The 13,283-nt window shown below is 49.1% G+C and carries 11 protein-coding genes; 9 read left to right on the forward strand and 2 right to left on the reverse strand.

Translation table 11 applies throughout. From position 1 onward, the window contains the following. Positions 1–26: 26 nt before the first annotated feature. The 3 genes from P3339_RS04685 to P3339_RS04695 are packed head-to-tail and all read left to right on the forward strand — an operon-like array spanning position 27 to position 4,139. The gene (locus P3339_RS04685) at positions 27–1,064 is read left to right on the forward strand and encodes a GNAT family N-acetyltransferase (RefSeq protein ID WP_282952560.1); all 1,038 of its coding nucleotides are present in this window, start codon (positions 27–29) and stop codon (positions 1,062–1,064) included. Continuing rightward, positions 1,003–2,823 carry an IucA/IucC family protein gene (locus P3339_RS04690; protein ID WP_282952561.1) on the forward strand — a complete coding sequence of 607 codons (1,821 nt, stop codon included), beginning with the start codon at positions 1,003–1,005 and terminating at the stop codon, positions 2,821–2,823. Before P3339_RS04685 ends, P3339_RS04690 begins: the two co-directional genes overlap by 62 nt. A gap of 2 nt (positions 2,824–2,825) precedes the next feature. Then, on the forward strand, positions 2,826–4,139 hold the full coding sequence (locus tag P3339_RS04695; protein WP_282952562.1) for a lysine N(6)-hydroxylase/L-ornithine N(5)-oxygenase family protein: 1,314 nt from the start codon (positions 2,826–2,828) through the stop codon (positions 4,137–4,139). Positions 4,140–4,242: 103 nt separating this feature from the next. On the opposite strand, the gene P3339_RS04700 is transcribed toward P3339_RS04695, so the two are convergent. Beyond that, complete coding sequence (locus tag P3339_RS04700; RefSeq protein ID WP_020412487.1) at positions 4,243–5,181, reverse strand: hypothetical protein; 939 nt, start codon at positions 5,179–5,181, stop codon at positions 4,243–4,245. Between the two features lie 620 nt (positions 5,182–5,801). On the opposite strand from P3339_RS04700, the gene P3339_RS04705 reads away from it, so the two are divergent. From P3339_RS04705 to P3339_RS04730, 6 genes are all read left to right on the forward strand, one after another. After that, on the forward strand, positions 5,802–6,527 hold the full coding sequence (locus P3339_RS04705; protein ID WP_020412488.1) for a hypothetical protein: 726 nt from the start codon (positions 5,802–5,804) through the stop codon (positions 6,525–6,527). A gap of 309 nt (positions 6,528–6,836) precedes the next feature. Then, complete coding sequence (locus P3339_RS04710; RefSeq protein WP_282952563.1) at positions 6,837–7,307, forward strand: hypothetical protein; 471 nt, start codon at positions 6,837–6,839, stop codon at positions 7,305–7,307. Then, positions 7,276–7,938 (forward strand): phospholipase A, encoded by a 663-nt coding sequence (locus tag P3339_RS04715; RefSeq protein ID WP_502867317.1) that lies wholly within the window; start codon positions 7,276–7,278, stop codon positions 7,936–7,938. The genes P3339_RS04710 and P3339_RS04715 overlap by 32 nt, the downstream gene beginning before the upstream one ends. A 28-nt stretch (positions 7,939–7,966) precedes the next feature. Then, positions 7,967–8,371, forward strand: coding sequence for an NUDIX hydrolase (locus P3339_RS04720; RefSeq protein WP_282952565.1), 405 nt, complete (start codon positions 7,967–7,969; stop codon positions 8,369–8,371). Between the two features lie 234 nt (positions 8,372–8,605). Continuing rightward, a complete protein-coding gene (locus P3339_RS04725; protein ID WP_282952566.1) occupies positions 8,606–10,663 on the forward strand; it encodes an aminotransferase class I/II-fold pyridoxal phosphate-dependent enzyme in 2,058 nt (685 codons plus the stop codon). A 32-nt stretch (positions 10,664–10,695) separates the two neighbouring features. Next, entirely contained in the window at positions 10,696–11,436 is a 741-nt protein-coding gene (locus P3339_RS04730) for an SDR family NAD(P)-dependent oxidoreductase (protein ID WP_282952567.1), read from the forward strand. Positions 11,437–11,440: 4 nt separating this feature from the next. Here the strand turns inward: P3339_RS04730 and P3339_RS04735 are convergent, their stop codons facing one another. Then, positions 11,441–13,201, reverse strand: a complete 1,761-nt coding sequence (locus P3339_RS04735) for a hemopexin repeat-containing protein (protein WP_282952568.1) — start codon at positions 13,199–13,201, stop codon at positions 11,441–11,443. Positions 13,202–13,283 lie beyond the last annotated feature (82 nt).

Raw genomic sequence — 13,283 nt, forward strand, 5'->3', positions numbered from 1 at the left:
TGTAAAAAAACTGCAAGGATAGATTTATGACCAGTTTAACAGCTGTGCCTGAACAGTCCCTGGAGGAGCATGGTCAGCTTCCTGATGGACGCTCTTGGCAAATTGCTCCTGGTGGATATTGTTGTCAATTTAATGGGAAAGATTACTTCCAAATTGAATACATTCCAGGGCGGGATTGCGCACGAATTATTTTAACATACGATAATGCGCAGCTCGTAGAATTAGACCTATGGTTTGATTGGCTCTTTGCACTGAACCCGGCATTACAAAACATAGATATCGTTGAAACAGATACAGTGGCAAGCCGGGTTTCCCGCAGTGGTTTTTATCAGCGTGCGGAGCTTTGGTATTGTGGAAATAACGCTGGAAAATTTCCTCTGCAGTGGGTGAAGAATGAGCAGGGAGTTCGCCATCCACTCCGTGCGGTACCACCAAAAGGGGAAGTCTATCGACGTTATTTCCACTCCTTGGGAATGGATTTTAGCTTGCGCCACTTAGACCCTCAGAAAGATTTGGAGCGTTTTACCGGCTGGATGAACCAGAGACGTGTAGCCCAATTTTGGGAAGAGGAGGGTGATGCAGACAAGCAGCGGCAGTTTATCGATACTGTTATTGAGGATCCTCATAAATACCCTTTGATCGCTTGTTTTGACGATGAACCCTTCGCCTATTTTGAAGTTTATTGGGCCCTCGAAGATCGTATTGCGCCCTACTACGATTGCCAGCCATTCGATCGTGGTGCACATATGCTGGTTGGTGACCTGCGTTATTTAGGCAAGCGTTTTGCCTATGCCTGGTTTAATGGTATTTCCCATTTTATGTTCCTTGATGATACACGGACTGAAAATTTGGTTGGAGAACCACGGGCGGATAACCGTGCGTTGCTTAAATATGTCAACGGAACTTTTAGCTGGAAAAAAATTAAAGAGTTTGATTTTCCGCACAAACGCGCCGCGTTGGTGATGTGTAAGCGGAAAGATTTTTTCGGAGCATGGGGGGAGTATGAACGGGGACAAACACTGGAAGCTGGCAAATACAGCTCTATTGGTAAAGTCACTGGCTGAGCTTTGCTATGAGCAGGCGCTCAGTGCTGTAGTAGAAACAGATGGTCGATATTCTGTACACCTCTCCTCAGGGGTTGTTTATCGCTTCAAGGGCAAGTTGACCATCTGGGATTGGCTATTAATAGATCCATATGACATTGAACGTATACGGGATACAGAAGTGAAGCCCGCCGATGATGCGGCACAATTTTTTATTGATGCTGCTCAGGATTTGGAGGCCTCGTCCAGTACTCTGGGTAATCTATTACAAGAACTTGCCAATACTCTGGTTGCCGATGTTGCTCTATTACAAAAACGCGAAAAATTAAATGCCCAAGCTCTGGCAAAATTGCCTGATGAACAGTTGCAATGCCTGCTGGATGGTCATCCTAAAGCGATGGTGAATAAAGGGCGTATCGGCTGGGGAGCACAAGAGTTTAATGCTTATGGTACAGAGGCTTCCCAGGGTGTTCGATTATTATGGCTTGCGGTCCGGCGGGAGCTGGTTGTTAGTGGAAATAATGATTCCTGGGACTGGCCAGATTTATTGGCAGAGAGCCTTAATGAAATACAACTGAAGCAGCTGTCTGAAGTGTGCCGCAAACAGGGTATCGATTGGCAAGCATTTTTGCCACTACCAGTGCACCCTTGGCAGTGGCAACATCATATTCGCCAACACTATGCACAACAGATTTTTCGTGGCGATTTAGTATTACTTGGAGAATTTGGTGACCAGTACTTGCCACAAGTATCACTGCGTACCCTGTCGAATCTGGATCGCCCTCGAGCCCTGCATGTAAAGTTACCACTGACGGTTTTAAATACTTCTTGTTACCGCGGAATTCCGGGTAAATTTATGCGCTGCGGTCCAGGGCTATCCGAATGGATGCAGCAGCTTTGTGAACGCGATGGCGAATTACAATCTCGTGGCACAGGAGTTTTACAGGAAGTGGCGGGGTTGCACGTACCGCACTTTCATCATGAGTTAATTGATGGAACTCCTTATCGCTACAAGGAGTTGCTCGGGGCCACCTGGCGGCAGAGTCCAGCTGGACTATGTGCAGAGGGAGAGCGCCATCTTTTAATGGCTGCCTTGCTGCAGAGAGATGCCAGCGGTAAATCTGTAGCTGTGGCTCTGATAAAAGCTTCCGGTCTTTCTGCACATGCATGGCTTGAGCATTTGTTCGAGGCGACGGTAGTGCCTCTTTATCATTTACTGAGTTGCTATGGCATAGGCTTGGTGGCTCATTCGCAAAACCTGACGTTGGTGTTGCGTAATAATAAAGTGGTGCGTGTCCTCTTGAAGGATTTTCAAGGGGATCTGCGTCTCGCCGAAGGGGAGTTTCCTGAGCGTGCAGATTTACCGGAAGCAGCGGTGCAAGCACTCGACCAGTTACCACCCAATTACATTATTCACGATCTGTTCACTGGTCACTTCGTAACAGTATTGCGATACCTGTCCGCTCAATTAATGATAGAGATCGGATTGGAAGAGCTGGAATTCTACGCAATTTTGGCTCGGGTGCTGCGCCGTTATCAGGAATCTGCGCAACAGCACAGTGCTCACATGGCGAAACGTTTCCAGCTGTTTAATTTATTCCGCCCTCACATCGAGCGTGTTTGTATTAATCGTGTGCGCTTGCGGCAGGGCTATGATGACAGCGCTGAGCGCCCGGTCCCCATCGTCGGTGGTGACCTGCACAACCCTCTTTGGCTCGCTGAGCAAGCGTCCCAACAACCCAAATCACAACCAGAAACCGCTTCCGCTTTAGAGGCCTAATCATGAGTAATTTCCTAGATCTTGCCGGTATCGGGGCCGGTCCTTTTAACCTGGCCGTTGCCGCTTTAATGCAGGATAAATTCCTGAGCCATCGTTTCTTCGACGCTAAAGCGGAATTTTCCTGGCACCCGGGTTTGATGTTACCGGGCGCCATGATGCAGACTTCCTATTTAAAAGATCTGGTAACACCGGTTGACCCTACAAACCCCTATAGTTTTTTGGCATATTTAGTGGAAAACAAGCGCTTTTATGATTTTCTCCATGCAGAACAACGTACCGTGATGCGCCGGGAATTTGCCGATTACCTGGCTTGGGCTGCACGTCGTCTGGATTGTATCCAAATGAGTAGCCGTGTTCAGAGTGTGGTGGATAATGGTGATTATTTTGAGCTGGACGTACATGGGCCCAATGGTCGTGAACAGATACTTGCTAAGAATCTGTGCGTTGCGGCTGGTAAAAAGCCAAATATCCCGGAGTGTAGCCGACCATTCCTTTCTGAAAATTGTTTCCATGCGTTGGAAATAGCTTTGCGCAACCCCGATGTAAGTGGCAAGCGTGTTGCAGTGATTGGTGGTGGTCAGACTGGTGCTGAAGTGGTAATAAATCTTCTTGGCAAACACTGGGGGCGCCCGCAGCAGGTAACTTGGGTATCCCGTCGCAGCAATTATCTGCCCCTGGATGAAACACCGTTTACAAATGATTGGTTTACCCCAGAATATGTTGAGGTATTCCGCCAGCTGAGCCCTCATCGCCGTGAAGAGGTTGTTGCCGAACAGAAACTGGCATCCGATGGGATTTCTCCAGACACGCTCAAAGAGCTATATCAGTTGTTTTATCGTCTCGTGCATCTGGAGAAGGATTCCGAACGAGTGACATTGATGCCCAATCGCGAATTAGTGAATATGTCCTGTCGCGGTGATTACCAGTTACAATTACAGAATCACTTACTGGGTGATGCAGATGGTAATGAGTGGATAAATGCGGATATCGTTATTTTGTGCACAGGTTTACGAGAGGCTCTTCCAGCCTGTTTAGCTCCTCTACAGGAGCGCATTCCTAGGGATGCAGAAGGGCGCCTGTTGCTTGATGATGCATTTGCAACAAAGCTTAATGGGGATGATAGTGAGCGTCGCCTATACTTCCTCGGCACTGGCCGTACCAGTCATGGTATTGCGGAACCGCAATTAAGTCTTTCCGCCTGGCGAGCTGCACAAGTAGTTAATGACTTACATGGCAAAGCGGTGTATGACAATCAGCAAGCAGGCAATTTGATGAAGTGGATTACCCCTGAAGCCCAGCAGATTGCGGTTGCTTAATTTATAGAGTTTTTTTGATCGAATCTATCTTTTAATGCAGGGTAGATTCGATCATAAGCCTGGTTTTAGTTTTCTTTCCCCGTTGTGGTATCTATTCTGACTATCACTTGGCAACGTCAATAAAAATTCCCATATGATCGGTTACCGCGGCTGCCATGTCGGAACCGTTGACGCTAACCGGGGTGCTCTGTGAGATATAGTCCACCTTGATTACTCGAATGGTCTTGGTATTGTATGCGGCAACGTCATATTTTTTACTGGCCGTGCTGTTGGTACCAGTAAAACTGCGCTGGTAGGAATCAAAAGGATTTACTTCGTCCTCTGTATGTGCATCGCGAAATAGTGTGCCTGTTGCCACACTAAGTGCGCAGGGGGTGAAACTGTCATTTCCCTGGTTAGTGTCGCCCATAACAAGGTCAATAGCGCCATAACCCTGCTGAATTAGAAGGTTATTAATATTGCGATAGAAAATGACTGATTCGCTTTCCTTCTTGGCAATACTGTTAGGTACGTGCACGAACACGGCATTCACATTCCCGCTCCTGATTGCAATCCAGCCCATGCCAGAGCCGAGAATCTGATGTTGAGTGGTATTGGCTGCGTGAACACTGAAGCTGTTACAGGCCTTTCCTGTAGAACTCGACCCCACCAACCCCCCAGCATGTTGCTGCATGGAACTCCATTCGCTATTGGCTCCGTCCATTTCTCCATACACTAAAAGATCACAGGTCTGACCCAGTGAGCGATACAGGTGCTGGTGAGTCTGACGAGCTTTACCTTCAATCATACTGAGAAATTGTGCATTGTTGTGCTGGCCTTTAGCCATATAGCCGTGTGGTGCTTGTGCGACCAGCTGAGCTGGGCCGTGAATTGGAACATGAGGGTCCAAACCGTCAGCCGTTGGCATAATTAGGTGCCAGCGATCCTGGTTGGCGGCTTGATGGTTGTGAGTCATACGGGTGAAATGCTGGCTGTTGGAGGCACTAACCCCATGATTGGTACTCGCGTTTGAGTTAATGGATTGATAGGCGAAAGTTGGCATAGAAGTAACTCACTTATAATCAAAACAATTTGTCTTATTTCTAATAACATTGCTGAGCGTTAAGCTAACTTTTTTTGCTTTCTACTTCGTCAATTAATTCTGGCGTTGCATTTAGATATGCCAAATATTATTTGACTGCTCTCTTCGGGACGATGAAAGCATAATAATACATTTACATTACAAATATTCGATTGAGATCAGTTTGTAATGGCCTGTATTAATCGGAATTGGACAAGAAGTGAAAAGGGAGGGAGTTACTTATTCAGGCTTTGTAATTATATGCAGAATACTTATCCGTTTTTTAAGGGGGTTAGAAAGAGGTGATAGTAATGCACAGTTAACCTGAAGATATTCATGAGTTGTGAATTTTACCCTTAAAATTAATTGCGGTTTTCACTTGTGAATACAGTTTTACTGTCTTATGGAGCCTATAGGTGGGTGTTTCACTATTTGTTATTACGTCGCCCAATTTATATTTGGTCGCTGGGCTATTATTTTATAGAGGATGAAACCCTCACAAGCAGGCGCTAAAATCTTCGTGGTCAATCTTCCATGTGCAATACTTTTTGGGTACTGAACTATCAGTCTGGTGCTTGCAGTAAGCAGGGAGGAAATCTGCAATGCGTTTGAACTCTACTCTTGCGCAAGGTCGATATCACTACAGCTGTGATGGGCGTGAAATGCCTGTGCGGGACAGCTGGCAATTGGGCCACGATTCAGAGGGGCGTCGTACCCTGGTGAGTCGACGCCTGGTAGGTGAACAGGGCTATGGAATAGAGGTTTCAGCGCTACTTTGTGCCGGCCTGGTAAGTGAGTGCCATGTCCACTGGCGCGACGAGGTGGATGAGGTAAGTGCTCATTATCGTCTAAGCAGTCCTCAGGGGTATGCGCCTCGCTTAGGGGATGAGATTGAAGCTTCCTGGGAGGGTCCTAACGGCCCCCAGCAGGCCCAATTGCTGGGCGAGTCTCGGCTGTTATTTCCTCTGATGCGCGTGTTTATGGGGCCCCTCTTAAAGACACTTGTACAACACAAGGATGGTTTGGAAGTGGTTTCTCCGGATATTGTTGATCCTTCCCAGCGGGGGAAATTACTGTCACCGAGGGTCAGCCATCGCAGCGCTAGGACTATGGCCGGAGATCTGGCCAGCCAGCGTGCACAGGATATGGGGCCAGATATTTGCGGTTATATTTATCAGGGCGATGAAGCCGAGCGGGATGCGCACTGCTACGTTGATAGTCGCAGTCTATTGGTCGGTTACGACTGGCCATCCAGTACGGGTCGCCTATGGCAGGTTCGCCTAAGAGACCTCGAGTGGTCTCCATGTCTGACCAGTCTGGTTTGTTGAGCAATTTCGCCGACTGAGTTTGCGGAAACATGCGGTGAATGGAATGGCTTTATCAGTCGCTTGAATAGCGACTATCCATATAAAGTATCCGAGTAAACTTTTTGCCCTATTTCTGTGCTTAATATTGATTCATCTCCCAACTCCTTATTTTACCGGTATTTTCTGACTTAACATTTCCTTTCCGTTATTAATAAATCGGAAAATATACTGATTTTATACTTGCATCCGGGAACTAATGCGGCAGGATTTTTTCAGTTCTCCAGTGTAAGCTTGCGTCACTTTTACTGCGTGCCAATGGGGGAGCGCCTTTTGTCCTTTTTAAGATTCGTCACTCGCAATAGAGTTAGATTTTTTGCCTCTCTGCTTGTGGTTGCCCAGTTTCCATTGAATACTGCCATGGCCAGTATTGGTGAGGAGCGCCAAGTAGAGATTAAGGAGCTGGATCAGCAGCATGAGCATGAACAGTGCCTGCAAGAACAGCTACTTATCTCTTCTGCCGATACCACCCTACGGGAAATACGCCTACTCTGTGCCGAGAGAGTGCGTGCCCAGTTGGGCATTGAGGAAGATTACTTTGAGGTAGATCCGGTAGTTGAGGAATATGCAGAGGAGCTTCCCACCGATCAGGTACTGCTGGGAGGGCGGGCCCAGGCAATTCGAGATGCAGCCAGTAACCCTTTCACCCTGGCCTCCCATAAGGCAAATTATATTTTGCCTTTCACCTACAATCCCTCCCCGGAGACAGGGGGTGACCGATTACGAGGACCGCGACCTGGATAATATCGAGGTACAGTTCCAGCTCTCGGTGCAGGTACCGGTGTGGCGTGGCTTTCTCGGTAGTGCCTCTTTCATGAGTGTGGCTTACACCAATCGCAGCTTTTGGCAGGCTTATAACTCGGATGATTCGGCGCCATTCCGAGAGACCAATCATGAGCCAGAGTTAATCCTGACTTGGCTCAACGACTGGAGCCTGTTCGGCTGGCATAACGTGGCCAATCAGATTGCCTTTAATCATCAATCAAATGGACGCAGTGAGCCCTACTCACGCAGTTGGAATCGAATTTATGCCAACTTTATCTTTGAGCGGGATAACTTTTCTATAGGTCTTAAGCCCTGGTATAGGATTCCGGAGGCGCGAGAGGATGATGACAATCCGGATATTGAGCACTACCTCGGTCATTTTGAATTGGGTGGGCGCTACCGGGATGGTGACCACTCTATCGCGATTATGGTGCGCAACAATTTGCGCTCAGATAATCGTGGCGCTGTTGAGCTGACCTGGGGATTCCCACTGGGAAAGCGGGTGGATGGTTATATCCGTTATTTCAATGGCTATGGTGAGAGCCTGATCGACTACGATGAGTCTGTACAGACCCTGGGCTTTGGTTTCACTCTGGCTCAGGGGTTCTAACAGCCTCTAACGGCCAGGGACGGGATCGATGGGGTTCGAAGACAGCTACCGCCTCAGTGCGCATGCGGTGATTACCAATGAAGTGGGCGAAGTCCTGCAGCTGCTGGCAACCTACGCCAATCGTAGCTGGGGGCTGCCCGGTGGGGCTCTGGACCCAGGTGAAACAGTCCACGAAGCCCTGCGACGGGAGTGTCGCGAGGAGTTGGGGCGGGATGTAGATATTGATTATCTGAGTGGTATTTATTACCACAAGGTCTATAACTCCCACGTTTTTATCTTTCGGGCCCGCTTTAACGACAGGAGGCATATCACCCTGTCAAACGAGCACTCTGAAATGGCGTATTTCCCTCTGGATCAGCTTTCCGAGGTACAGCGGCAGAGAGTCAGGGACTGCCTGGAGTTCGATGGCAGTGTGCGCAGCGCAAAGTTCTAACTTTCCACTTTTCCTTGGCAATAGATCTGGTCGGTCACCATGCATTTGGCGAATTTCGCCAAATGCTTCCCTGTCGCGGAAATCCCGCGCCTGCTCCATTAATATTTGCCCCCTGGCTTTTTAGCCGCGAAATTCCAGATCCTCCGCCATAGCTGGAGGACTTAAGAAAAGTTAATAAAATCAAATAGTTAAATAATTAAGGCGGCAGCCTGCAACAAGTTGCGGGCTATGCTGATGGATAAGAATATGGGCTTGGAATTGAAAATGCCTGAATTGGGCAACCTGAATGACAGCGCGCAGAAGCTGGAATGTCATATCGCTCTGGTGAGTGCAGACAGCAAATTGGCGGGGGAATGGATCAGTGCCCTGAACAGCACCGCCGCTCGCCATGAAAATCCTTTCGGACTGCACTTTGAAGCGGTAGCCCCCGCAGATGTAGAGCGCCTGGGGCGCGATGAAGATCGCTTACAAGCGGTTATAGTGGATGGTGGCAATGATGCTAAAGGCCTGCAAGAGGCCGACCAGTTGGCCGACCGCATCCATGCTCTGCGCTCTCAACTCAATATCTTCCTGGTGGCCCACAGTGATGTTGCCGGTGCTACCTCGCCAATTGGTGAGGCGGGGGCAGAATCCCTCGCCAACCTGCGTCGCCGCTTTGACGAGCTGTTTGATCGCCGAGAGGGCAATTTCAACCATATGTTCCGCCTGGTACAGGCGTTTATTGCCCGCCGCGCCTCCACGCCTTTTGCCGATACCCTGAAGGAATATGTATTCTCCGCACGTGACGCTTGGCATACTCCTGGTCACTCCGGTGGTGACAGCCTGCGCAACAGCCCCTGGGTTGGGGACTTTTACCGCTTTATGGGCGAGCATGTATTCAATACGGATTTGTCTGTTTCCGTACAGATACTCGACAGCCTGCTGGAACCGCACTCGGTAATTCAGGAAGCACAGGATCTTGCCGCCCAGGCGTTTGGTTCGCGCCATACCTTTTTCCTGACCAATGGCACCTCCACTGCCAACAAGGTCGTGATTCAGCAGATACTCGGTGGCGGCGGCAAGATTATTGTCGACCAGGCCTGCCACAAATCGGTTCACCATGCGATAGTGATGAATCGCTGTGAGCCGGTTTATCTGAAGTCGGTACTGCACCCTGAATTCGGCATTTATGGCCCGGTGAAGCGCTCGGATATCGAGGCGGCGCTTGATGAACATAGCGATGCGCGCTTATTGGTTATCACTTCCTGTACCTACGATGGTCTGCGCTACGATTTGAAACCTATTATCGATTACGCCCATGAGCGCGGTGTCAAGGTGCTGGTCGATGAGGCCTGGTTTGCCCACGGTTTCTTCCACCCAGAGCTGCGCCCGACCGCGCTTGAGTGTGGCGCCGACTATGTGACCCAGAGTACCCATAAGATGTTGTCGGCTTTCTCCCAGGCCAGCATGATTCATGTGCAGGACCCGGACTTCGACGAATTCCGCTTCCGCGAAAACCTGAACATGCATGCGTCTACCAGCCCGCAATACGCCATGATTGCCAGCCTCGATGTTGCCCGTAAGCAGATGGCGATGGAGGGATATGGGCGTCTCAAGCAGTGTCTGCAGATGGTGGAAACCCTTCGCCGTGCAGTCAATGAAACCGGAGTATTCCGAGCCCTCACCCGCGATGACCTGATTGCTGAGCCTCTAGCAGGTGACAATATCGGCCTGGACCCCACCAAGGTAACCATCGATATTTCCCGCAGCGGCTATTCGGGCAATGAGATGCAGATCAAGCTGTTTGATCAATACGGTATTCAAGTGGAAAAGACCACCTACAATACCATCACAGTACTGGTAACTCTGGGCAGTACTGAGAGTAAATTGTTGCGCTTGATTCATGCACTGAAGCAGCTGGCGGGGAATACTCACAAGCGTATTCATGTCGGTACTCCGCGCCGCCTGCCTGAGTTTACCCGCTTCACCTGTCTGCCGGCGGATGCCTACTTTGCCGATACGGAAGAGTTGCCGTTGATGGACAATGGGGTGGACGCTACACAGAATCTTATCGGTCGCACCAGCGCCGATGAGATAGTACCTTATCCGCCGGGCATCCCTGTTCTGGTACCTGGCCAGGAGATTTCTGAGCAGATAGTGCAGTACTTGCAGCAGTTGTTGCAGGGGCAGAATACTACGGAGATTCACGGCCTGATTTTCCGCTCAGATGAACCTATGCTGCGTGTAGTCAAGGAAGTCGCTGAGAAATCAGAAAACAAAGACAAAAAGTCCGGCGGCAAAAAGGCAAAATAAAGCCACACGAGCTATCCGGCATGGAGGCCGGTATGTTTGATCAACCAAGGGTGGTATTACTGGCGGGTGCCTCGGGCGGTTTGGCTCGCGCGATCGGCGCCGAAATTGTTCGGCGCTATCCCGATATTACTTTGGTGACTTTGAGCCGTGGTACAGTAGATCGGGTACCTGGACACGCCGGCGAGCGTCGTCACCTGACAGTCTCTCTCGCGGACGAGCACTCTATCAGGGCTGTCGAGACCTTCCTTTCTGAATTTTCCTCTCCGCCTGACTGGGTAATTAACTGTTGTGGATTGTTGCACGATGAATTTCATGGCCCGGAAAAATCTCTAGCGCAATGTGAGGATGATTGGTTGATACAGTCTATGCGTATCAATCTCCTCACTCATATGCACCTGGCCCAGGCGCTGGATAGAAAATTACAACGCAAGCGGCCGCTGCTATGGGTATCCCTGTCTGCCAAGGTGGGTAGTATCGGCGATAATGAGTTGGGGGGCTGGTATAGCTATCGTATCAGCAAGGCGTCACTCAATATGTTGGTAAAAAACCTGTCTATTGAATGGGGGCGCCGATTGGAAAACAGTTGTGTGGTGGCCATTCATCCGGGCACTACGGATACAGCACTTTCCAAACCCTTCCAGGGTAATCTGGCGCCGGGAAAATTATACAGCCCGGCACTGAGTGCCGGGCGTATTGTGGATGTACTACAACAACTGGCGCCCGCCGATAGTGGTAATCTGTTTTTTTGGGATGGTAGCCGTTTGCCCTGGTAGTGAATCAGGGGGTCATCAGGCCTGGCCAGGTTTCATTATCTGTTGTTCTCGGATACCCACTGTATGCTTGATCAGATGTGATGGAGTAGCGTATATAACGCTGGTTTTTGAGGAAAAAATATGCACGAAATGTGTTCCATTGGTGGGCTGCGGTAATCTCCGTAGCATAAGGACCGAGTCCTGGCCAATTGCTGTCATTGATAGGTTGGGGGTAGCCGCTGTCAAGTTGGTCTTCTTCCAGGTCATAGCGTAAATAATTCCCGTCTTTGAGAAAGAAATAAACTTTGCTATTAGGCCATTTCAGGACAGCGCGAATTTTTGTCGCGTAGGTAGCCAAACCAGGCCAAGTATTGTTGTCCACCAATTTGGGATAGCCGGAATCGACCCGATCTTCATTGAGGTCATAGCGCAGGTAACGCCCGTCATTTAAGAAGAAATAGCCTTTGTCACTGTTGGCTTTAAATGCAGCAACAATCAGGTGGGCATAGTCGCCCAAGCCAGGCCATGTACTGTTATTGGTTGTGCGCGGATAACCGCTAGAGGCTTTGTCCAGGGTTTTATTGTAGCGTACATATTGATCGTCACCGCGAAAATAGTAAGCACGTGCACTGCTCCAGTCCAGGCCAGCAGTAATTTCCAGGGCCGATTTACGCAAAGCAACTGGGGTATCGTTATGTACGAATACATAGTCCAGGACTCCCTGTGCTTCTGTATAGTCGGTCCAGCTTTGTGAGCTAGCGTCGACGACATCAATGAACTGGTCATTCTGGTGAATCTCCACGGGTCCGCTATATGTGGAATACCATTTAATTGTCTTATTGTCAGCAGCCATCATTTTACGTATTCCAGGGCTGCCAATCAGTGGGTTACCATCCAGCTTCCAATTCGTTTGCAGCTCAATATCCATAAAACGCAACACCGTTGGTGCAATGGAGGTTTGGGCAGCATGGCCATAAATTCCCTTGAAATCTCCATTGTGGATATCTCCAATAAACTCGCTGTGCTCAGCATTTAACGGAAAATTACTGCCAATAAAAATTGTTTTCTCGCTGGCAGTTTGTGCCCCATGCCCGCAGCCGCGAGAATCACGGCCGTGGTCTGTAGTTACAAGCACTAACCATTCTTCACCTTTTGCAATACGTGTATCTACGGCATCTAACAGAGCGCCCAGCTGAGTGTCGCTTGTGCGAATGCTTTCGTTATAGTGATTGCCAAAACAGGAGCTGTGGCCGACACCATCGGGGTCATCCAGGTGCAGGAAAAGGAAATCCACATGACCTGAGGATATTTCCTGCACGCCGCGTGTGGTGACATCCGCATCGGAGAGGCCACTTAAAACCAGGTTAGCCTGTGCCAGGTCGGTAGTAAAAAAGTTGGTATTTATAGGGCTCCAATGGGATATGCTGCCCACCCAAAGGCTATTATCAGCCTCCTTTATCCGTTTGAACAAACTGGGGAATTCTGCATTTGCCAGGCCTGAGTCATTGGACGTGACTTGGTGCTTGTCAACCCAAACTCCTGTAAGGATAGTGGACCAGCCGGGGCCACTTTTAGTGTCCTGTTGACTTTGAGAGCCACTGATACCACCGGTATAAGCCCTGTGTAGAATTAATCGATCATAATTGGGGGTGTCTATATCCTTGAGCTTTTCGTACTGCAGCCCATCAACGCCAATTAGAAGTACCTTTTTATTATTCTGGGCAAAAACGAATTGGTTACTGGAAACAAACGAAATTAACAACAGGCAGGAGATAAGTGTCTTCATATCGAATATTCCGTATTTTCAATGATTTTCTGGTCTAGACCAGTGGTGATAGAATAGACGATAGCTATTAAATCCCAATGAA

This window comes from Microbulbifer sp. MLAF003 (assembly GCF_030012965.1).
Taxonomy (GTDB): Bacteria; Pseudomonadota; Gammaproteobacteria; order Pseudomonadales; family Cellvibrionaceae; genus Microbulbifer; species Microbulbifer variabilis.